Raw genomic sequence first — 19,784 nt, forward strand, 5'->3', positions numbered from 1 at the left:
GATTCAGGTGTCCTTGGACACCTTGATCGAAGGAAACTTGCTCGAAAAATCCTTGGCCTTGGCCGCGATCTTGATCGCCACCTGCCGCGCCACGGTCTTGTACAGCCCTGCAATCTCGCCCTCGGGGTCGGCCACCACCGTGGGCATGCCGCTGTCGGCCTGCACGCGAATGCTCATGTTCAGCGGGAGCGCGCCCAGGTAATCCATGCCGTACTCCGCGGCCATGTTCTTGCCGCCGTCGACGCCGAAGATGTGTTCCACGTGACCGCACTTCTCGCACACGTGCACGGCCATGTTTTCCACAATGCCCAGAATGGGCACGCCAACTTTCTCGAACATCTTGATGCCCTTGCGCGCATCCAGCAGGGCAATGTCCTGCGGCGTGGTGACGATCACCGCGCCGGTGAGCGGCACGCGCTGGGAGAGGGTGAGCTGGATGTCGCCCGTGCCAGGTGGCATGTCGACGATCAGGTAATCCAGGTCTTTCCAGTTGGTCTGGCGCAGCAATTGCTCAAGAGCCTGGGTGGCCATGGGGCCCCGCCAGATCATGGCTTCGTCGCGGTCGATGAGAAAGCCGATGGAGATCACCTGCACACCGTAGTTCTCCAGCGGCTCCATGGTCTTGCCGTCTTCGCTTTCGGGCCGGCCTTCCACGCCCATCATCATGGGCTGGCTGGGTCCGTAGATGTCGGCATCCAGGATGCCGACCTTCGCGCCCTCGGCCGCCAGTGCCAGCGCCAGGTTCACCGCCGTCGTGCTCTTGCCCACGCCGCCCTTGCCCGAAGCCACGGCGATGATGTTCTTCACATTGGGCATGAGCTGCACGCCGCGTTGCACCGCATGCGCGGTGATCCGGGTCGTGACGTTGACGGACACGTTGTCCACGCCCGCCACCGATTTGGCGGCGGCAATCAGCGCGCGGCGCAGCGCCGGAATCTGGCTCTTGGCCGGATAGCCCATTTCCAGGTCGAAGGACACATCGCCTTCGCTGGCCTGCAGGTTCTTGAGGGCCTTGGTGGACACGAAGTCCTTGCCCGTATTGGGGTCGGTCACGGCTTGCAGCGCGGTCAGCAGCGCCTGGGAATCAACGGCCATGGGGAACGGTCTCCAGAGAGGAAGGGATGCGCCGGTTATCGGGCAAGCGGGGAAGAGTCTAACGTCCCGCCCTTGCCGGGGTCATACACACAGCCGGCATGAGGGCATCGGCCCGTAAAATCGCGGGTTCCCCTGACAGAAAGCCTTTCCCATGAGCCAGCCGCGACGCCTGTTCGTCACCACCGCCCTGCCCTACGCCAACGGCCATTTCCACATTGGCCACATCATGGAATACATCCAGGCCGACATCTGGGTGCGGTTCCAGCGCATGCAGGGGCATGAGGTGAACTTCGTCTGCGCCGACGATGCGCACGGCGCACCCATCATGATCGCGGCCGACAAGGCGGGCAAGACGCCGCAGCAGTTCGTCGCCGATATCGCGGCGGGCCGCAAGCCTTACCTGGACGGCTTTCACATCGGCTTTGACAACTGGCACAGCACCGACGCGCCCGAGAATCACGCACTGGCGCAGGACGTGTACCGCGCACTCAAGGCCAACGGCCTGATCGAGACCCGCACCATCGAACAGTTCTTCGACCCCGAGAAGAACATGTTCCTGCCCGACCGGTTCATCAAGGGCGAGTGCCCCAACTGCCACGCGAAAGACCAGTACGGCGACAACTGCGAGGTCTGCGGCAAGGTGTACAACCCGACCGACCTGATCAACCCGTACTCCGCGCTGTCAGGCGCCAGGCCCGAGCTCAGGAACTCTGAACACTTCTTCTTCAAGCTCTCCGACCCGCGATGCCTGGACTTCCTGGGGCAGTGGACGCAGAGCGGCGCGGTGCAGCCTGAAGTGCTCAACAAGATCAGCGAATGGATCGAGCCTGACGAGAACGGCCAGACCAAGCTGGGCGACTGGGACATCAGCCGCGACGCGCCCTATTTCGGCATCGAGATCCCGGATGCTCCCGGCAAGTACTTCTATGTGTGGCTGGACGCGCCCATCGGCTACCTGGCTTCGCTGAAGAACCTGTTCGACCGGACGGGCCGCGATTTCGATGCCTTCATGGCGGACCCGACCACCGAGCAGTTCCACTTCATCGGCAAGGACATCATCACCTTCCACACGCTGTTCTGGCCGGCGATGCTGAAGTTCAGCGGCCGCAAGGTGCCCAACGCAGTGTTCGTGCACGGCTTCCTCACCATCAACGACGGCGAGAAGATGAGCAAGAGCCGGGGCACCGGCCTGGATCCCCTGAAGTATCTCAGCCTGGGCATGAACCCGGAGTGGCTGCGTTACTACCTGGCCGCCAAGCTCACGGCGCGCAATGAAGACGTGGACTTCACGCCCGACGACTTCATGGCCCGCGTCAACAGCGACCTGATCGGCAAGTACATCAACATCGCCTCTCGCGCGGCAGGCTTCATTGCCAAACGATTTGGCGGGAAGCTGGGCGAAGTCTCCGCGGATGGCGATGCCCTGATCGACCACCTGCAAAGCGCAGCGCCCTCCGTGGCCGCGCTGTACGCGGAGCGTGAGTACGGCAAGGCGCTGCGCGAGATCATGCTGCTGGCCGATCGCGTGAACGCCTACGTGGACCAGAACAAGCCCTGGGAACTGGCGAAGCAGGACGGCATGGACGGCCGGCTGCACGACGTGTGCACCACCTGCATCGAGGCATTTCGTCTGCTCACCCTCTACCTCAAGCCGGTGCTGCCCGCGCTCGCCACCCAGGTGGAGTCTTTCCTGCAAACCACACCGCTGGCGTTCGCGGACGCCAGCCGCGTGCTCGGCAAGGACCACGGCATCAACGCCTACCAGCACCTGATGCAGCGCGTGGACGTGAAGCAGCTCGACGCGCTGTTTGAAAAGCCGCCGGAGCCCGCGGCGCCGGCCACGGTACCCGGCGGTGAGCCGGTGGCCGACACCATCACCATCGACGACTTCAGCAAGATCGACCTGCGCGTTGCACAGATCGTGAACTGCGAGTCGGTGGAAGGCTCGACCAAACTGCTTCGACTCACGCTCGACGTGGGCGAGGGCCGCCACCGCAACGTGTTCAGTGGCATCGCCAGCGCCTACGCGCCGCAAGACCTGGTGGGCAAGCTCACCGTGGTGGTGGCCAACCTGGCGCCGCGCAAGATGAAGTTCGGTGTGAGTGAAGGCATGGTGCTGGCGGCCAGCCACGCCGACGAGAACGCCGAGCCCGGGATCCACATCCTCCTTCCCTGGCCGGGCGCCAAGCCCGGCATGCGCGTGCGCTGAACGGCTCACCTTGTTCGCACCCATCCGCGGCTTCACCAGTCTGCAGCGCACGCCGCAGACCGACCTGAAGCTCGGCTCGGTGCTGGCCTTCGTCGCCGGCGCCGCCAACGCGGGCGGCTTTCTGGCGGTGGGCCAGTACACCTCGCACATGACGGGCATGGTGTCGTCGGTCGCCGACCACCTGGTGCTCGGACGCTTCACGCTGGCATGGGCGGGCTTGGGCGCGGTGCTGGCCTTCCTGCTGGGCGCCATGACCACCGCCTGGCTGGTGAACTGGGGCATGCGCCATGAGCTGCGCAGCGCCTACGGACTGCCGCTGATCCTGGAGGCCGCAGCGCTGCTGGTCTTCGGCCTGTTCGGCGCGGCCATCGGCTTCATGACCCCGGTGTTCCTGCCGCTCACGGTGGTGCTGCTGTGTTTCATCATGGGCCTGCAGAACGCGGTGATCACCAAGATCTCTCGCGCGGTGATCCGCACCACGCACGTCACCGGCCTCATCACGGACCTCGGGATCGAGCTGGGCAAATTGCTGTACGTGAACCGCCAACCGGATGCCGCGCCCGTGCAGGCCGATCGGCATCGCCTGCGCGTGCATGGCCAGCTGATCGCCTGCTTTTTCGTGGGCGGACTTGCAGGCGCGCTCGGATTCAAGTACCTGGGCTTCATCAGCACCGTGCCGCTGGCGCTGATGTTGCTGCTGCTGGTGATGCGTCCCGCGCTGGACGACTGGCAGCGGCTGCGCGCGTCGTGAGCCGCAGGTGACCTACTTAGGGTCGATCTCGGGGTCGCGCATCGACCCGGTGGACACCACCCGCAGGTCGCGGTCGAAGACCACCGTGAAGATCTTCGAATCACCGGGGTTGGGGCCGTCGAGGTAGCGCCAGTCGTAATGGGTCTCGCGCTTGAGATCGTAGGTGGTCACCTTCATCGGTTTGCCCAGCATGCGCCGAACCGCTTCCATGGGCATGCCGGGCACCACCTGTCTGAAGTTCTGCGGCGTGAGCACCTGGCGCAGGGCGGCCATGCGGCCATCCGGGCCAATGGTGATCATGTAGTTGCGGTGGCCGGCGGGCTGGCGGTTGTACTCGTAGACCTGGGCGCCGTCCTCTGCCTCCCACACCGCTTCCGGTGCGCCAAAGCGTTCGCGAACATCGGCCTCGGTGGACACGCCCTCTTCGAGCTCGCTGATGTTTTGCGGATCACACGCCGCCAGAAGCAACAGCGAGGTGCACAGCCCTGCGAGCCACTTTCGCGTTGTCGATCCTTGCATGCGGGCACCTTCTGAAATGGACGAAATTCAGTGTAAACCCCACGCCTTGAGCGACCGGTTTGTCAGCCTCGTGAACGGTTGCGAAAGGTAACATGCCCCATGTTCCATGGATTGCCGCCCCTGGCCACCTTCCGCCCGCGCCTGCTGCAAGACATGCGCGGCTACAACCGGGACAAGCTGGCGCGCGATGTCGGCGCCGGCGCCACGGTGGGCATCGTGGCGCTCCCGCTGGCCATGGCGTTTGCCATCGCCAGCGGCCTCAAGCCCGAAGCAGGCTTGTGGACCGCGATCATTGCGGGCTTTCTCATCTCGGCCCTGGGCGGCACGTCGATGCAGATCGGGGGACCGGCTGGCGCCTTCATCGTCATCGTCTATGGCATCGTCGAGCGCTATGGCGTGGCCAACCTCCTGATTGCCACAGCCAGTGCCGGTGTGCTGCTGTTCCTGCTGGGCCTCTTTCGCCTGGGCACCCTGGTCCGTTATGTGCCGGTGAGCGTGGTGATCGGCTTCACCAACGGCATCGCGGTGCTGATCGCCCTCTCCCAGGTGCGCGACCTGCTCGGCCTGGAGATCGCGCACATGCCGGCGAGCTTCTTTGGCCAGATCAACACCATGGCGCTGCACATCCAGAGCTTCAATGTGTTCGCCTTCGTGCTGGGCGCACTGTGTGTGCTGGGCCTGTTCGTCTGGCCGCGGCTGTGGGCGGTGGATTCGCAGTTCCGCCGCCAGCTCAAATCGATCGAGACCGTGAGCGCGATCAAGGCCACGTCCCGCATTCCCGGCCCCGTGGTGGCGCTGGTCACGCTGTCGCTGCTGGCCTGGGTGCTGGCCTTGCCGGTGGAGACCATCGGCACGCGGTTTGGCGGCATTCCGCAAGGTGCGCCGGCCTTCCAGCTGCCCGACTTCTCCTGGGAAACCGTGCGTCTGCTGGTGACCCCCACGCTCACCATCGCCATGCTGGGTGCCATCGAATCCCTGCTTTGCGCGCGTGTGGCCGACCAGTTGAGCGATGCACCCAAGCACGATCCCAATCAGGAACTGATGGCGCAGGGGATTGCCAACACCGTGGTGCCCTTCTTTGGCGGCATGCCGGCCACCGGCACCATCGCACGCACGGTGACCAACATCCGGTCCGGCGCCGCCTCGCCGGTGGCGGGCATGGTGCACGCCCTCACGCTGGCCGCCGTGGTGCTGCTGGCGGCACCGCTGGCGTTCCACATTCCGCTGGCGGTGCTGGCCGGTGTGTTGCTGTTCGTCGCGTGGAACATGGGGGAATGGCGCGAATTCGCGCGGCTGAGGCAGTTCAGCAACCACTACCGGTTGATGATGCTGTCCACCTTTGCGCTCACGATCATCTTCGACCTCACGGTGGCGGTGGAGCTCGGCCTGGTGCTGGCCGTGGTGCTGTTCGTTCGGCGCCAGAGCTCGATCTTCCGCGCCGATCCCGTGGCCCGCACCGAGCAGCAACTCACCTACAAGCTCTATGGTTCGCTGTTCTTTGGCGCCGTCGCCAAGATCGACCCCATCGTGGCCGAAGTCGAGCGGTCACCCGAGCCGATCAATGTGATGCTGGACGCCAGCCACATGATTTCGCTCGACACCACCGGGCTGGACGCCCTGGAACAACTGCACAAGGCGGTGTACAAGCGCGGCGGCCAGCTCGGCATGGTGGGCCTGCACGAGCAGCCGCGTTCGCTCATCGAACGTTCGGGCTTTGCCCAGCGCCTGCACACCTGCCAGTAGCAGACCGGTAAAATCGCCGCTTTCCCCTGCGCCCACCCCGGCTGCCCACCATGTCCTTCTTCCGCCGCCCCGACTACACCTCCGACACGACCCAGTTCATCGAGTCGCTCAAGCAGAAAAAGCCGTCGCTGGAGCAGGAGCAGCGAAAGGGCCGCGCGCTGCTGTGGGACAAGCAGATCGACCGCGAATTCCAGGCCAGGGCCGAGGCTGCCCGGGTGCCGCAACAGCCCTACGTGTACCAGACCGGCTCCGACCACGCCTGAGCCCGCGAATGAACGGCGAGCCCCACATGCTCGACGAGGCCCCGCAGGGGCTGGACGCGGTGCTGCCCAGCGTGGTGGACCACGTGGCGCTGGCCCGTCTGTACGGCGAGCCCCTGTTCGCCATGCCGCGCGATCTCTACATCCCGCCGGACGCGCTGCAGATCTTCCTGGAAGCCTTCGAAGGACCACTGGATCTGCTGCTCTACCTGATCCGCAAGCAGAACTTCAACATCCTCGATATCCCGATGGCGGCGGTGACCCGCCAGTACCTGACCTACGTGGACGAGATCCGCGCCAGCAACCTGGAACTGGCGGCCGAGTACCTGCTGATGGCGGCCATGCTGATCGAGATCAAGTCGCGCATGCTGCTGCCACCGAAGAAGGTGGCCGAAGGCGAAGAACCGGAAGATCCCCGCGCCGAGTTGGTGCGCCGACTGCTGGAATACGAGCAGATGAAGCTCGCCGCCCAGCGCCTGGCCGACTGCCCGCAATACGGACGGGATTTCCTGCGCGCCCAGGTCTATGTGGAACAGGCGCTGGCGCCTCGTTTTCCGGACGTCAATGCCGTCGACCTGCAAAGTGCGTGGCGCGACATCCTCAAGCGCGCCAAGCTCGTGCAGCACCACAAGATCAGCCGCGAGGAACTCTCGGTGCGCGAGCACATGAGCATCGTGCTGCGACGCCTGCAAGGCCGCAAGTTCGTCGAGTTCGGCGAGCTGTTCGATCCTGCTCACGGCTCGCCCGTGCTGGTGGTGACCTTCATCGCCATGCTGGAGCTGGCCAAGGAAACGCTCATCGAGCTGACCCAGGCCGAAGCTTTCGCCCCCATTTATGTGCGTCTCGCCTACACCCCTGCATGACCGATCTGCACCGCTTTGACGTTCTCATCATCGGCAGTGGGCTGGCAGGCCTGACCACCGCCCTGCATCTGGCTTCCACGCACCGGGTGGCGGTGGTCACCAAGCGGGCCCTGAGCGACGGCTCCAGCAACTGGGCCCAAGGTGGCATTGCCGCTGTGCTGGCCGAGGGCGACAGCTACGCATCGCACGTGGACGACACGCTGGTGGCCGGCGCCGGCCTGTGCGACCTGGAAGCCACGCGCTTCACCGTGGAGAACGCCCCGGCCGCCATCGCCTGGCTGCAGGAACTGGGCGTGCCCTTCTCCACCGAAGACGGCGAACTCCACCTCACGCGCGAGGGCGGGCACAGCCACCGCCGCATCGTGCACGCCGCCGATGCCACCGGGGCGGCGGTGCAGGCCACGCTGATCGAACGGGTGCTTGCCACACCCGCGATCGAGGTGTTCGAGCACCACATGCTGGTCGACCTCATCACCGACCGGAAACTGCCCGGCCATGACCCGGCACCCCACGCCACAGGGCGCTGCTTCGGCGCGTATGTGCTGGACACCGTGCGGGACGAGGTGGTGACCTTCAGCGCCACCCACACGGTGCTGGCCACCGGCGGCGCGGGCAAGGTCTACCTGTACACGACCAACCCCGACACCGCCACGGGCGACGGCATCGCCGCCGGCTGGCGCGCCGGCTGCCAGGTGGGCAACATGGAGTTCATCCAGTTCCACCCCACGTGCCTGTACCACCCGCACGCCAAGAGCTTCCTGATTTCCGAAGCCGTGCGCGGCGAAGGCGGGTTGCTCAAGCTGCCTGCTTCGCATGGTGGCCACCGCTTCATGCCCGACCACGATCCGCGTGCCGAACTGGCACCGCGCGACGTCGTGGCCCGCGCCATCGACTTCGAGATGAAGAAGCACGGCCTGGATTGCGTGCACCTGGACATCTCGCACCAGTCACCCGAGTTCCTGCGCGAGCACTTCCCCAACATCCTGGCGCGCTGCGCCGAGCTGGGCATCGACATCACCAGGGAGCCGATTCCCGTGGTGCCCGCTGCGCACTACACCTGCGGCGGCCTGGTGACCGACCTCACCGGCAGCACCGGCATCGCCGGCCTCTATGCCGTGGGCGAGACCACCTGCACGGGCCTGCACGGTGCGAACCGCCTGGCCAGCAACTCGCTGGTGGAATGCATGGTGTTCGCACAGGGCGCGGTGGGCGCCATTCGCAGCGCGTCCGGCTCCTCAGCCCCCGCCATGCCCTTGTGGGACGACAGCCGCGTGACCGACGCCGACGAGCTGGTGGTGATCTCGCACAACTGGGACGAACTGCGCCGATTCATGTGGGACTACGTGGGCATCGTGCGCACCGACAAACGCCTGGAACGCGCCGCGCACCGCATCTCGCTGCTGCAGGCGGAAATCCACGAGTTCTATTCGAAGTTCCACGTCACCCGCGACCTGCTGGAACTGCGCAACCTGGTTCAGGTGGCCGACCTGATCGTCATGTCGGCCATGATGCGCCACGAGAGCCGTGGCCTGCATTTCAGTCGCGACTATCCGGAATTGCTCCCGGAACCGAAACCCACCATCCTGGTGCCCCCGGCAAGGTAAGGCTCTCAGGCGGCGCCGATGTTCGGCACCAGCGCGCCCGGGTTGTTGCCCGATCGCTGAGCCGCGGTGAACGCCAGCATGCGGTCGATCGGCAACCTGGCCCGCTCGATGAGCGCTGCATCCACCTCGATGCGGTTCAGCCCTTTTTCCAGCACCTGCGCCACCCCCGCCAGCCCGTTCATGGCCATCCACGGGCAGTGCGCGCAACTCTTGCAGGTGGCGCTGTTGCCCGCGGTGGGGGCCTCGATGAACACCTTGCCCGGGTTCTGCTGGCGCAGCATGTGCATCATGCCGTTGTCGGTGGCCACGATGAACTCGCTCGCGTCCATCTCGCGCGCCGCCTTGAGGATGGCGGAGGTCGAACCCACCGAGTCGGCCAGCGCGATCACGTCGGCCGGGCTCTCCGGGTGGACCAGCACTTTCGCCTTGGGATGCTCTTTCTTGAGGGCCTCCAGTTCGAAGGCCTTGAACTCGTCGTGCACGATGCACGAACCGGTCCACATCACCATGTCGGCGCCGGTCTCTCGCTGGATGTAGGCGCCCAGGTGCTTGTCGGGTGCCCACAGGATCTTGTGGCCCTTGTCCTTGAGCGCGCTCACGATGTCGAGTGCGCAACTGGAGGTGACCAGCCAGTCAGAACGCGCCTTCACCGCGGCGCTGGTGTTGGCGTACACCACCACCGTGCGGTCAGGGTGTGCATCGCAGAACGCACTGAATTCGTCGATGGGGCAGCCCAGGTCGAGCGAGCAGTTGGCGTCCAGGTCGGGCATGAGCACCGTCTTCTCCGGGCTCAGTATCTTGGCCGTCTCACCCATGAAGCGAACCCCGGACACCACCAGCGTGGTCGCGGGGTGGTCACGTCCGAAGCGGGCCATCTCCAGCGAGTCGCTGACGATGCCACCGGTTTCCACGGCGAGGTCCTGCAGGTCGGGGTGCACATAGTAGTGAGACACCATCACCGCATTGCGCTCCTTGAGCAGCGCCCGGATGCGCTCCTTGAGCGCGGCACGCTGCTTTGGCCCCGGCTCCACCGGCACGCGCGCCCAGGCGTGCTGCGTGGGGCAGGCGGGTTGCTCGTACTCGACGTCGATCACGTCACTGCCGGATTCGTTCGTGGGGGTCATGTCGTTCTTCCTGTCTCGCAAATGGGTCGTCAGATCGACTCGAAACGCATCGAGAAGTCGATCGCGCGGATGTCCTTGGTGAGCGACCCGATGGAAATGCGGTCGACACCGGTTTCTGCAAGGGCTCGCACCGTCTTCAGGCTCACGCCGCCGGAAATCTCCAGCACGGCGCGCCCCGCATTGCGGCGCACGGCCTCCAGCAGGTCGGCGTTCGCCATGTTGTCCAGCAGCACCATGGTGGCGCCGTGGGCGAGGGCTTCGTCGAGCTGGGCGAGCGTCTCCACCTCGATCTCTACAAAGCGGGCCGCGGGTGCCGTATCGCGCACACGCTGCAGCACCTGGGCCACACCGCCGGCAGCGGCAATGTGGTTCTCCTTGATCAGCACAGCGTCGTAGAGACCGATGCGGTGGTTCAGGCCGCCACCGGTCGTCACCGCGTACTTCTGCGCCAGCCTCAGGCCTGGCAGGGTCTTGCGCGTGTCCACGATGCGGGCGCGCGTGCCAGCCACGGCCTCGACATACATCGCCGTCTGCGTCGCCACGGCAGAGAGCAGCTGAAGGAAATTGAGCGCCGTGCGTTCGGCTGTCAGCAGCTTCTGTGCACGGCCTTCGATCGTCAGCACCGTCTGGTCAGCGGCGCATCGCTGGCCCTCGGCCACATGCCACTGCAAGCGCGCCTGCGGCTCGAGGGCGAGCACCGCAGCTTCCACCCACGGCGTACCGCAGATCACCGCCGATTCGCGCGCCAGGATGCGCGCGCGCGCCAGGCGGGTGCCGTCCACCAGCGCAGCCGTCAGATCGCCTTCACCGACGTCCTCTGCGAGCGCCCTGGCGACGTCGGCCCGCGCCAGCTCCTCCATGTCCAGAGAGGTGAATTCCGAGAGATGTTTCATGGGGCGCAAGCATAACGGGATGGTCTATAGTCCCGCATTCTCACCCACCCCTGAAACACGCGGGACCCACGCATGAGCACCCCCACCACCACCGCGCCCATGGCCACGCCGTATGGCACCCTGCCCACGGCATCGCCGCTGCCCCAACGCAAGCCCGTGAGCCTGCCGCGCCTGAACGAAATGCGCGAGCGCGGTGAAAAGATCACCATGCTCACCTCGTACGACGCCACATTTGCGGCGGTCGCCGATGCGGCAGGAGTCGAATGCATCCTGGTGGGCGATTCCCTGGGCATGGTCTGCCAGGGCCTGGCCAGCACCGCCGGCGTGACGCTCGAAACCATGGCCTACCACGTGGAGAGCGTGGCACGTGGTCTGCGCCGCGTGCAGGGCACCGCCTGGCTGCTGGGCGACCTGCCCTTCGGGAGTTACCACGAATCGAAGGAGCAGGCCATGCGCAGCGCCGCGCAACTGGTGCATGCGGGCGCGCACATGATCAAGATCGAAGGCGGTGGCTGGACGGCCGAGACCGTGCGCTTCCTCGTCGAACGCGGCATCCCGGTGTGTGCGCACCTCGGCCTGACGCCACAGACGGTTCACGCCCTCGGCGGCTACCGCGTGCAAGGACGCGGCGACGCGGCCGCGCTCACGCTCAAGCGACACGCCCTGGAACTCCAGGACGCGGGCGCCACCATGCTGGTGCTGGAGATGGTGCCTGCCGCCCTCTCCGCCGAAATCACGCAACAACTGCCGAACTGCCACACCATCGGCATCGGCGCGGGCAAGGGCACGGCGGGCCAGGTGCTGGTGATGCACGACATGCTGGGCGTGAACCTCGGCAAGAACCCGAAGTTCGTGCGCAACTTCATGGAAGGCGCCAGCGGTGTGCGCGAGGCCATGGCAGCGTATGTGGCCGCGGTGAAGGATGGGAGCTTCCCGGACGATCAACTCCACGCCTGGTGACGGTCGGTCCACCAAATTGCCTCAGATGAAAGTCGTCCACACCATCGAAGACCTGCGCGCCACGCTGCAGCCGTTCAACTCCCCCGCCCTGGTGCCCACCATGGGCAATCTGCACGACGGTCATCTGGACCTGGTTCGCGCCGCCAAGCCAATGGGCGATGTCACCGTGGCGAGCATCTTCGTCAATCGCCTCCAGTTCGCGCCGCACGAGGATTTCGACACCTATCCGCGCACGCTGCAGGCCGATTGCGACAAGCTCGCCGCCCAGGGCTGCGACGTGGTGTTTGCGCCGTCTGAAAAGGAGATGTACCCCGAGCCGCAGGGGTTCAAGGTACAGCCACCGACCGAGCTCGCGGACATTCTGGAAGGTCACTTCCGTCCCGGTTTCTTCACGGGGGTGTGCACCGTCGTGATGAAACTCTTCCAGACCGTGCTGAGCGAAGCCAAGGGCCCGCGCTACGCAGTGTTCGGCCAGAAGGACTACCAGCAGCAGATGGTGATCCGCCGCATGGTTCAGCAGTTTGCGCTGCCCGTGCGCATCGTGAACGTGCCCACGCAACGCGCCGCCGACGGCCTGGCGCTGAGTTCGCGCAATGGCTACCTGAGCGAGAGCGAACGGGCCGAAGCCGTGCAGCTGTCGCTGGCGCTGCGTGCGCTGGGACGCGACGCACTGGCCGCTGCCGACGGCCTGGTGCGCCACCTGCCTGCGCTGGAAGACCGCGCCATGCAGGCCCTGACGGCGCGCGGCTGGCAGCCGGATTACCTCACCGTTCGCCGCCGCAGCGACCTGCAGACGCCGCACGCGGGCGACGCGCTGGTGGTGCTTGGCGCAGCGCGCCTGGGCAAGACGCGCCTGATCGACAACTTCGAGATCTAGAGCGTTTCCTGTTTGGGGTCGCGACCCATCAGGGTGGCCACCGCCTGCGCCGGTTGCAGACGACCTTCGAGCAAGGCCACCACGGCTTCGCTGATCGGCATGTCCACCCCCAGCGTTCGGGCCCGATGCACCGCCGTGCGCGCGGTGTAGACACCCTCGGCCACATGACCCAGCGAATCCACGGCCTGACGCAGGTTCATGCCTTGGGCCAGCAACTGGCCCACCTTGCGGTTGCGCGACAGGTCGCCGGTGGCGGTGAGCACGAGATCGCCCAGGCCGGAAAGGCCCATGAAGGTTTCCGCGCGCGCGCCCAGCGCCAGCCCCAAGCGAGTCATCTCGGCCAGGCCACGGGTGATCAGCGCGGCGCGCGCGTTCAGGCCCAGCCCCAATCCGTCGCACAGGCCGGTGGCGATGGCCAGCACGTTCTTCACCGCGCCGCCCACCTCCACGCCCACGATGTCGTCGTTGGCGTACACCCGCAGGGTCTGGCTGTGAAAGGCGGCCACCAGCACATCGCGCACGCAGGCGTGCTCGCTGGCCGCCACCAGCGCGGTGGGTTGGCCGTGCGCCACTTCCTGGGCAAAGCTCGGGCCGCTGAGCACGCCGGCCTTGAGCCGGGGCGCCACTTCAGCGCGGATCTCGTGGCCCAGAAGACCCGCAGACCGGGCGTTTTCCTGAGGCACTTCGAAACCCTTGCAGAGCCAGGCCACGGGCGAAGGATGGTCCTTGAGTTGTCCGAGCAGCCCGCGCAGCCCGGCCATGGGTGTGGCAATCACCAGCAGATCGGCGCTGCGCCATTCGGCTGCGTGATCGTCCAGCGGCGCGTGGGTGATCGCCAGCGTGGGCGGCAGCGGCAGGCCCGGCAGGTAACGTCGGTTCTCGCGGTGGGCCCGCATGTCCTTGGCCTGCAGCGCGTCGCGCGCCCACAGACTGACCTGCCGAAACTCGCCCTCCTGGGAGGCCGCGCTCGCCGCGAGTGCAGTGCCCCAGGCACCCGCTCCAAGAACGACGATGTTCATCTGGCCTGCTTCGGGCAGTGAAGCGGCTTACTGGGTGACGATGCGAGGCGCGTCCTGCTCCGCCTGGGCCTGTTGCTGCTCGTACATGGCCTGGAAGTTGATTTCGGCCAGGTGCACCGGTGGGAAACCGCCGCGCTGGACGATGTCGGCCACGTTGCTGCGAAGGTAGGGATAGACGATCTGGGGGCAGGCAATGCCCATGATGGGTCCCATCTGGTCCTGTGGCAGGTTGCGGATCTCGAAGATGCCTGCCTGCTTGGCTTCCACCAGGAACACCGTGCGGTCCTTGATCTTGGTGGTGACCGTCGCGGTCACACAGACCTCGAAGATCCCGTCGGCCACCGGGCTGGCTTCCACACCCAGCTGGATGTCCACCGAAGGCTGTTCCTGCTCGAGCAGGATGGCGGGCGAATTGGGTTGCTCCAGCGAGGCTTCCTTGAGGTAGACGCGCTGGATCTGGAAGGTCGGTTCCTGGTTTTCTGCCATGGTGTGTCTCGAAAGAGGAAAAAAAGTCAAGCCCGCCGGGGCGTTGATCCCGCAGCGGGCAAAGGGGCGATTATGGCAGCCCCGGAAAGGCGAAAACCTGCCGGATCAGCCCTGCAGGAGGGGCACAAGGCCGCCTCGGCCATCGAGCGCGTGGAGGTCGTCACAGCCGCCCACATGGGTATCGCCGATGAAGATCTGGGGCACGCTGGTGCGCCCGGTGAGCTGGGTCATCTGCGACCGCAGCCCGGGCTGGCCGTCCACGTAGATCTCCTCGAGATCGGCGACACCCCGGCGCTCCAGCAGCGCCTTCGCGCGACTGCAGTAGGGGCAGTACGCACTGGTGAACATCTTGACCTTGGCCATGCAGCAATTTCCAGAAAACCCGAAGACCCGATGATCAGGCCTTTTCCACCGGCAGGCTGGCGCCGCGCCAGGCACCCATGCCGCCGGTCAGGGATTGGGCGTCGGCATAGCCCAGTTTCCTTGCAATGGCCACAGCCCGGTTGGCGCGAGCGCCCGTGGCGCACACCATGATCAGCGGCGTGGCCTTGTTCTTGACCACCGTGGGGAGCTTGGCCTCCAGCTCGTCCAGCGGCACATTCTTCGCCCCGATGACATGCCCGGCAGCGAATTCCTTGGCCTCGCTGACATCGATCACGACCGCCTTGTCGCGGTTCATGCGCTGCACCGCCTGGACGGTGCTGAGCGTACCGGCACGTCCGCCGGCAGAAACCGCCGGCCACACCAGCATGGCGCCGGCGGCGAAGGCCACGGCGATGAGAACCCAGTTTTCAATGAAGAAACTCACGGAGACACCTTTCGAGTAAGCCCGGGATTCTAGAATGCCTGACCGATTCGCCCGCTTTCCGACCTTCAACGCCCGTTTTTCCTCATGCACAAACTCGTCCTGATCCGCCACGGCGAATCCACCTGGAATCTCGAAAACCGTTTCACCGGCTGGACCGACGTGGACCTGACGCCCACCGGCCTGGAACAGGCCAAAGCCGGCGGTCGGCTGCTCAAGGCCGAGGGGTACGACTTCGATCTGGCCTACACCAGCGTGCTCAAGCGCGCCACCCGCACGCTCTGGCATGTGCTCGATGAAATGGACCGCACCTGGTTGCCCGTGGTGCACAGCTGGCGGCTGAACGAACGGCATTACGGGGCGCTGCAAGGCCTGAACAAGGCCGACATGGCGCGCCAGTACGGCGATGAGCAGGTGCTGATCTGGCGCCGCAGCTACGACACGCCCCCGCCTCCGCTGGAACCCGCTGATCCGCGAAGTGAGCGTGGCGACCGCCGGTACGACCGGCTCAAGCCCGAAGAGATTCCGCTCACCGAGTGCCTGAAGGACACCGTGGCGCGCGTGTTGCCTTTCTGGAACGAAGCCATGGCGCCGGCCATCCGATCGGGCAAGCGCGTGGTGGTGGCCGCGCACGGCAACAGCATCCGCGCCCTGGTGAAATACCTGGACGGCATTTCGGACAGCGACATCGTCGGCCTCAACATCCCCAACGGCATCCCGCTGGTGTATGAACTCGACGGCGATCTGAAGCCTCTCAGGCACTACTACCTCGGCGACGCCGAAGCGGCAGCGCGGGCGGCAGCCTCGGTGGCGGCCCAGGGCAAGGCCTGACCACCCCGGTGATCCTTCACGCACCCGCCGGATAACCGGTGCCGGCGTGGGGAACCGACGCATCCCGACATGCTCCAAGGTGTATATTGACCCGCCAGGGTCTGGCAGGCCCTGCTTGGGCGTCTTTAACGGGGTATCTCGATGGCAAAACAGGTGAGTCACAAGCTGAAGATCGCAGGTTGGGTGGCGATTGGCGCTGTGGCCGGGGCGTTGACCACGGTGCAGTTGCAGGCGGTTGCGCGCGGCACGCTGGCCCCGCTGCCGCTGGAAGAGCTGCAGCAGCTCGCTGCCGTCTTCGGCATGGTCAAGACCGACTATGTGGAACCGGTCGATGAGAAGAAACTCATCTCCGAGGCCATCTCAGGCATGGTGGCCAGCCTGGACCCCCATTCCCAGTACTTCGACAAAAAGTCGTACAAGGAATTCAGGGAAGGCACCAGCGGGCGTTTCGTTGGCGTGGGGATCGAGATTTCCATGGAAGACGGCCTCGTCAAGGTGGTCTCTCCCATCGAGGATTCCCCCGCATTTCGCGCCGGTCTCAAGTCGGGCGACCTGATCACCAAGATCGACGACACCGCCGTCAAGGGCCTGACGATCAACGACGCCGTCAAGCTCATGCGAGGCGAGCCGCGCACGAAAGTGCTGCTCACGATCTTCCGCAAGGACGAGGACCGCACCTTCCCGGTGACGATCACCCGAGAGGAAATCAAGACCCAGAGCGTGAAATCGCGCGTGGTTGAACCGGGCTACGCCTGGGTGCGTGTCTCGCAGTTCCAGGAACGCACCATCGAAGACTTTGCCCGCAAGCTCGAGGACATCTACAGGACGGACCCCAACCTCAAGGGCCTCGTGCTGGACTTGCGCAACGACCCGGGTGGCCTGCTGGATGCGGCCGTGGCCCTGTCTGCCGTCTTCCTGCCCGAAAACGTGACCGTGGTGTCCACCAACGGGCAGCTTGAAGACAGCAAGTTCATCTACAAGGCCATCCCTCAGCACTACCTTCGCCGTGGGGGCACCGACCCGATCAAGCGCCTGACCGAAAACACCAAAGGTGCGCTCAAGCGTGTGCCGATGGTGGTGCTGGTCAACGAAGGCTCTGCCTCGGCCAGTGAAATCGTGGCCGGCGCCTTGCAGGACCACAAGCGCGCCACCATCCTGGGCAGCCAGACCTTCGGCAAGGGCTCGGTGCAGACGGTGCGCCAGCTCACACCGGAAACCGGCCTGAAGCTCACCACCGCGCGCTACTACACCCCTTCGGGCAACTCGATCCAGGCCAAGGGCATCGTGCCCGACGTCATGGTCGACGAAACGGTGGAAGGCAATGTGTTTGCTGCCCTGCGCACGCGCGAAGCAGACCTGCAGAAGCACCTGGGCAATGGCCGGGATCCGGCGGAACCGCCCATGACCGACGCACGCCGCGCCGAAGAACAGCAACGCGACGAAGCCCGCGAGATCGCGCGCAAGCGGGTGGAAGAAGAAGCCCGCAAGAACCCGGGTCAGCGACTCGTTCCCGAGTTCGGCAGCGAAAAGGACTTCCAGCTTCAACAAGCACTCAACCAGCTCAAGGGCCGCCCGGTGCTGGTGAGCAAGACGCTGGAAGTGCGTCCGCCCGAGAAGAAGGAAAACTGACGCTCACGCAGGGTTGCTGTCTGCGACAGCGCCCTGGGACCTTGCCTTGGACGACGCCCAGCTTCTGCGCTATTCGCGCCACATCCTGCTCAACGAACTCGGCATCGAGGGGCAGGAAAAACTCCTGGCCTCGCATGCGCTCGTCATTGGCGCGGGTGGCCTGGGTTCGCCCGTGGCGCTGTACCTGGGCAGCGCGGGCGTGGGCCGCATCACGGTGGTGGACCACGACGTGGTCGACGAGACCAACCTTCAGCGGCAGATCGCGCACAACCTCGCGCGTGTGGGTCACCCCAAGGCGGAGTCCGTGCGCGACGCCATCGCCGCCATCAACCCCGATGTGCGGGTGACGCCACTGGTGCAGCGGGCCGACGACGCCTTGCTCGATGCACTGGTGCCCGAGGCCGACGTGGTGCTGGACTGCACGGACCATTTCGCGATCCGCCACGCCATCAACCGCGCCTGCGTGAAACACGCCAAGCCCCTGGTGTCCGGGGCAGCGATCCGCATGGACGGGCAGCTCAGCGTGTACGACACGCGCGACGCCTCGCGCCCTTGCTACGCCTGTGTGTTCCCGGAGAATGCCGGGCTGGAGGAAACGCGCTGCGCCACACTGGGTGTCTTCGCGCCGCTGGTGGGCATCGTGGGCAGCATGCAGGCCGCCGAGGCGCTGAAGCTGCTCACCGGCCTGGGTTCGCGCCTGGCGGGCCAGTTGCTCATGCTGGACGGTCGCGACATGGCCGTCCACCAGATCGCCCTGCCCCGCAACACGCATTGCGAGGTGTGCTCCTCGCGCGACTGATCGATCGCAGTCAGGGCAAGGGGCAAGGCCCGTGGCGACGACGGAAGTCGCGTGGCAATTCGGCCGCTGGATCGGCCACCACACCCAACCCCGCGCTGCGCGAAGACGCCTCCTGTTTCGCATAGGGCCCCGGGTTGCGGCCCCACCGGTAGGACCAAGCCAGGCCGCGGGCGACCAGCCAGCCGGCGATGTCCTCGCGCTGATGCGTGATGTGCGCCAGACCTCTACCGTAATCGTCGTAGCGGCGCACGCGCACCTGCACCACCTGGTCCAGCACCCGACCGGCGAGCATGTCGCGAGCGGTGGCGCCGCCTGGCTGGCAGATTTCGGGTGCGTCGATGCCGTCAAGCCGAAGCTTGCGGTAGCGCCCGCCTTCCAGCGGCTTGACCCACAGGGTGTCACCATCGAACACCCGGCTCACGCGCGCCGCATAGACCTCATCCTCGCGCGGCCCACTGGCCTGTGCCCCGACTGCGGTGCAGGCGAGCGCCGCCACGCACAGCAGCCACCCGCGCGAAAGAATCACCCTTTCTTGCCACCCATGACGAGCAGCACGGCTCCGATCACGATGGCGCCCACGCCCGCCCACACCGGCACGTTGACGGTTTCCTTTTCCTTCACGGAGAGTTCCAGGGGGCCGAGCTTCACGGCCTCGGTGTTCTTGGTGTAGCTGAAGCTGCCATACACCAGGCCGATGGCGCCGGCGGCGATGAGGATGATGCCGATCAACTTGGCGGTGTTCATGGGAAAAGTCCTCTGAAGGTCATGCGCTTCCGTGCGACGCCCGACATGGGCGTCACGCAGCGCAGTGCCGATGATGCATCAAACCTCCAGGGCTTTCGCACAACCCGCGCAACAAGAAAATCAGGAGGATTCGAACAGGCGGGTGTACCTGCGCTGCATCTCGTCGGTGCTCACGTCTTCGATGGCGTGGCCGATCAGCCAGCGGTGGCCAAACGGGTCACGGACCACACCCGAACGCTCGCCATAGAACGCATCCTGCGCCTCGCGTTCCAGCGAGGCGCCCGCCGCCAGAGCCTGTTCGATCATGCGATCGGCGTTTTCCACATGCAGGTGGATGGACACGGGTGTGGCGCCGATCGACGACGCGCTGCGGATACCGTATTCCGGAAACTCGTCGCACAGCATCACGGTCATCGCGCCGAACATCATTTCGGCGTGGCCGATGCGCCCGCTGGGCTCGGTCAGCCGGAATTTCTCCTGGGCGCCGAACGCACGCTGGTAGAAATCGATGGCGGCCGCAGTGTCGGACACGCACAGATAAGCGAACACTTCTTCGATCTTCATGAAACACCT

The 19,784-nt window shown here is 65.6% G+C and carries 22 protein-coding genes; 11 read left to right on the forward strand and 11 right to left on the reverse strand.

The window, feature by feature from the left end:
* Positions 1 to 3: 3 nt before the first annotated feature.
* Entirely contained in the window at positions 4 to 1,095 is a 1,092-nt protein-coding gene (gene apbC, locus ACTIEY_RS03360; protein ID WP_439517680.1) for an iron-sulfur cluster carrier protein ApbC, read from the reverse strand.
* Positions 1,096 to 1,246: 151 nt separating this feature from the next.
* On the opposite strand from apbC, the gene metG reads away from it, so the two are divergent.
* Positions 1,247 to 3,304, forward strand: a complete 2,058-nt coding sequence (gene metG, locus ACTIEY_RS03365; RefSeq protein WP_439517681.1) for a methionine--tRNA ligase — start codon at positions 1,247 to 1,249, stop codon at positions 3,302 to 3,304.
* Positions 3,305 to 3,314: 10 nt separating this feature from the next.
* Positions 3,315 to 4,055, forward strand: a complete 741-nt coding sequence (locus ACTIEY_RS03370) for a YoaK family protein (RefSeq protein ID WP_439517682.1) — start codon at positions 3,315 to 3,317, stop codon at positions 4,053 to 4,055.
* 12 nt (positions 4,056 to 4,067) lie between these two features.
* Here ACTIEY_RS03370 and bamE read toward each other — a convergent pair whose 3' ends face one another.
* Positions 4,068 to 4,574 (reverse strand): outer membrane protein assembly factor BamE domain-containing protein, encoded by a 507-nt coding sequence (bamE, locus tag ACTIEY_RS03375; protein ID WP_439517683.1) that lies wholly within the window; start codon positions 4,572 to 4,574, stop codon positions 4,068 to 4,070.
* Between the two features lie 99 nt (positions 4,575 to 4,673).
* Between bamE and ACTIEY_RS03380 the strand changes: the two genes are divergently transcribed.
* From ACTIEY_RS03380 to nadB, 4 genes are read left to right on the forward strand one after another with little or no spacing between them, the layout of a single operon-like run.
* Positions 4,674 to 6,317 (forward strand): SulP family inorganic anion transporter, encoded by a 1,644-nt coding sequence (locus ACTIEY_RS03380; protein WP_439517684.1) that lies wholly within the window; start codon positions 4,674 to 4,676, stop codon positions 6,315 to 6,317.
* Positions 6,318 to 6,367: 50 nt separating this feature from the next.
* Positions 6,368 to 6,580, forward strand: coding sequence for a DUF3460 family protein (locus tag ACTIEY_RS03385; protein ID WP_439517685.1), 213 nt, complete (start codon positions 6,368 to 6,370; stop codon positions 6,578 to 6,580).
* 8 nt (positions 6,581 to 6,588) lie between these two features.
* Positions 6,589 to 7,440: a segregation and condensation protein A gene (locus ACTIEY_RS03390; protein ID WP_439517686.1), complete on the forward strand. Its 852-nt coding sequence runs from the start codon at positions 6,589 to 6,591 to the stop codon at positions 7,438 to 7,440.
* Positions 7,437 to 9,044 (forward strand): L-aspartate oxidase, encoded by a 1,608-nt coding sequence (gene nadB, locus ACTIEY_RS03395; protein WP_439517687.1) that lies wholly within the window; start codon positions 7,437 to 7,439, stop codon positions 9,042 to 9,044. The genes ACTIEY_RS03390 and nadB overlap by 4 nt, the downstream gene beginning before the upstream one ends.
* Before the next feature lie 5 nt (positions 9,045 to 9,049).
* On the opposite strand, the gene nadA is transcribed toward nadB, so the two are convergent.
* Positions 9,050 to 10,168, reverse strand: coding sequence for a quinolinate synthase NadA (gene nadA, locus ACTIEY_RS03400; protein WP_439517688.1), 1,119 nt, complete (start codon positions 10,166 to 10,168; stop codon positions 9,050 to 9,052).
* A gap of 29 nt (positions 10,169 to 10,197) precedes the next feature.
* On the reverse strand, positions 10,198 to 11,061 hold the full coding sequence (gene nadC / locus ACTIEY_RS03405) for a carboxylating nicotinate-nucleotide diphosphorylase (RefSeq protein ID WP_439517689.1): 864 nt from the start codon (positions 11,059 to 11,061) through the stop codon (positions 10,198 to 10,200).
* Positions 11,062 to 11,133: 72 nt separating this feature from the next.
* Here nadC and panB point away from each other — a divergent pair, with 72 nt between their 5' ends.
* Both panB and panC read left to right on the forward strand, forming a co-directional pair.
* The gene (gene panB / locus ACTIEY_RS03410; protein ID WP_439517690.1) at positions 11,134 to 12,021 is read left to right on the forward strand and encodes a 3-methyl-2-oxobutanoate hydroxymethyltransferase; all 888 of its coding nucleotides are present in this window, start codon (positions 11,134 to 11,136) and stop codon (positions 12,019 to 12,021) included.
* 25 nt (positions 12,022 to 12,046) lie between these two features.
* Positions 12,047 to 12,898 carry a pantoate--beta-alanine ligase gene (panC, locus tag ACTIEY_RS03415; RefSeq protein ID WP_439517691.1) on the forward strand — a complete coding sequence of 284 codons (852 nt, stop codon included), beginning with the start codon at positions 12,047 to 12,049 and terminating at the stop codon, positions 12,896 to 12,898.
* Here the strand turns inward: panC and ACTIEY_RS03420 are convergent.
* From ACTIEY_RS03420 to ACTIEY_RS03435, 4 genes are all read right to left on the reverse strand, one after another.
* Positions 12,895 to 13,917, reverse strand: a complete 1,023-nt coding sequence (locus tag ACTIEY_RS03420; protein WP_439517692.1) for an NAD(P)H-dependent glycerol-3-phosphate dehydrogenase — start codon at positions 13,915 to 13,917, stop codon at positions 12,895 to 12,897. The genes panC and ACTIEY_RS03420 overlap by 4 nt on opposite strands.
* Before the next feature lie 27 nt (positions 13,918 to 13,944).
* Positions 13,945 to 14,403, reverse strand: a complete 459-nt coding sequence (secB, locus tag ACTIEY_RS03425) for a protein-export chaperone SecB (RefSeq protein WP_439517693.1) — start codon at positions 14,401 to 14,403, stop codon at positions 13,945 to 13,947.
* 105 nt (positions 14,404 to 14,508) lie between these two features.
* Positions 14,509 to 14,766 (reverse strand): glutaredoxin 3, encoded by a 258-nt coding sequence (gene grxC, locus ACTIEY_RS03430; protein WP_439517694.1) that lies wholly within the window; start codon positions 14,764 to 14,766, stop codon positions 14,509 to 14,511.
* 34 nt (positions 14,767 to 14,800) lie between these two features.
* A complete protein-coding gene (locus ACTIEY_RS03435) occupies positions 14,801 to 15,211 on the reverse strand; it encodes a rhodanese-like domain-containing protein (protein ID WP_439517695.1) in 411 nt (136 codons plus the stop codon).
* 84 nt (positions 15,212 to 15,295) lie between these two features.
* On the opposite strand from ACTIEY_RS03435, the gene gpmA reads away from it, so the two are divergent.
* The 3 genes from gpmA (at position 15,296) to ACTIEY_RS03450 (ending at position 18,467) form a co-directional block, all read left to right on the forward strand.
* Entirely contained in the window at positions 15,296 to 16,039 is a 744-nt protein-coding gene (gene gpmA / locus ACTIEY_RS03440; RefSeq protein ID WP_439517696.1) for a 2,3-diphosphoglycerate-dependent phosphoglycerate mutase, read from the forward strand.
* Between the two features lie 153 nt (positions 16,040 to 16,192).
* Positions 16,193 to 17,668 (forward strand): S41 family peptidase, encoded by a 1,476-nt coding sequence (locus tag ACTIEY_RS03445; RefSeq protein WP_439518264.1) that lies wholly within the window; start codon positions 16,193 to 16,195, stop codon positions 17,666 to 17,668.
* Between the two features lie 46 nt (positions 17,669 to 17,714).
* Positions 17,715 to 18,467, forward strand: coding sequence for a HesA/MoeB/ThiF family protein (locus tag ACTIEY_RS03450; protein ID WP_439517697.1), 753 nt, complete (start codon positions 17,715 to 17,717; stop codon positions 18,465 to 18,467).
* 10 nt (positions 18,468 to 18,477) lie between these two features.
* On the opposite strand, the gene ACTIEY_RS03455 is transcribed toward ACTIEY_RS03450, so the two are convergent.
* The 3 genes from ACTIEY_RS03455 to ACTIEY_RS03465 all read right to left on the reverse strand — a co-directional run bounded on the left by ACTIEY_RS03455 (position 18,478) and on the right by ACTIEY_RS03465 (position 19,775).
* Entirely contained in the window at positions 18,478 to 18,993 is a 516-nt protein-coding gene (locus ACTIEY_RS03455; protein ID WP_439517698.1) for a thermonuclease family protein, read from the reverse strand.
* Positions 18,990 to 19,211, reverse strand: coding sequence for a hypothetical protein (locus ACTIEY_RS03460; RefSeq protein ID WP_439517699.1), 222 nt, complete (start codon positions 19,209 to 19,211; stop codon positions 18,990 to 18,992). Before ACTIEY_RS03460 ends, ACTIEY_RS03455 begins: the two co-directional genes overlap by 4 nt.
* A gap of 120 nt (positions 19,212 to 19,331) precedes the next feature.
* Positions 19,332 to 19,775 (reverse strand): VOC family protein, encoded by a 444-nt coding sequence (locus ACTIEY_RS03465; RefSeq protein WP_439517700.1) that lies wholly within the window; start codon positions 19,773 to 19,775, stop codon positions 19,332 to 19,334.
* Positions 19,776 to 19,784: the final 9 nt, after the last annotated feature.

Origin of the sequence: Hydrogenophaga sp. (assembly GCF_051858985.1) — a bacterium.
Lineage (GTDB): Bacteria > Pseudomonadota > Gammaproteobacteria > Burkholderiales > Burkholderiaceae_C > Hydrogenophaga.

Excerpts from the sequence above, each read along its gene's own strand:
- grxC (WP_439517694.1), bottom strand. The coding sequence starts at position 14,766 with ATGGCCAAGGTCAAGATGTTCACCAGTGCGTACTGCCCCTACTGCAGT.
- ACTIEY_RS03385 (WP_439517685.1), top strand. The coding sequence starts at position 6,368 with ATGTCCTTCTTCCGCCGCCCCGACTACACCTCCGACACGACCCAGTTC.
- bamE (WP_439517683.1), bottom strand. The coding sequence starts at position 4,574 with ATGCAAGGATCGACAACGCGAAAGTGGCTCGCAGGGCTGTGCACCTCG.
- ACTIEY_RS03390 (WP_439517686.1), top strand. The coding sequence starts at position 6,589 with ATGAACGGCGAGCCCCACATGCTCGACGAGGCCCCGCAGGGGCTGGAC.
- panC (WP_439517691.1), top strand. The coding sequence starts at position 12,047 with ATGAAAGTCGTCCACACCATCGAAGACCTGCGCGCCACGCTGCAGCCG.
- panB (WP_439517690.1), top strand. The coding sequence starts at position 11,134 with ATGAGCACCCCCACCACCACCGCGCCCATGGCCACGCCGTATGGCACC.
- apbC (WP_439517680.1), bottom strand. The coding sequence starts at position 1,095 with ATGGCCGTTGATTCCCAGGCGCTGCTGACCGCGCTGCAAGCCGTGACC.
- nadA (WP_439517688.1), bottom strand. The coding sequence starts at position 10,168 with ATGACCCCCACGAACGAATCCGGCAGTGACGTGATCGACGTCGAGTAC.
- gpmA (WP_439517696.1), top strand. The coding sequence starts at position 15,296 with ATGCACAAACTCGTCCTGATCCGCCACGGCGAATCCACCTGGAATCTC.
- nadC (WP_439517689.1), bottom strand. The coding sequence starts at position 11,061 with ATGAAACATCTCTCGGAATTCACCTCTCTGGACATGGAGGAGCTGGCG.
- ACTIEY_RS03380 (WP_439517684.1), top strand. The coding sequence starts at position 4,674 with ATGTTCCATGGATTGCCGCCCCTGGCCACCTTCCGCCCGCGCCTGCTG.
- ACTIEY_RS03420 (WP_439517692.1), bottom strand. The coding sequence starts at position 13,917 with ATGAACATCGTCGTTCTTGGAGCGGGTGCCTGGGGCACTGCACTCGCG.
- nadB (WP_439517687.1), top strand. The coding sequence starts at position 7,437 with ATGACCGATCTGCACCGCTTTGACGTTCTCATCATCGGCAGTGGGCTG.
- secB (WP_439517693.1), bottom strand. The coding sequence starts at position 14,403 with ATGGCAGAAAACCAGGAACCGACCTTCCAGATCCAGCGCGTCTACCTC.
- ACTIEY_RS03460 (WP_439517699.1), bottom strand. The coding sequence starts at position 19,211 with ATGAACACCGCCAAGTTGATCGGCATCATCCTCATCGCCGCCGGCGCC.
- metG (WP_439517681.1), top strand. The coding sequence starts at position 1,247 with ATGAGCCAGCCGCGACGCCTGTTCGTCACCACCGCCCTGCCCTACGCC.
- ACTIEY_RS03465 (WP_439517700.1), bottom strand. The coding sequence starts at position 19,775 with ATGAAGATCGAAGAAGTGTTCGCTTATCTGTGCGTGTCCGACACTGCG.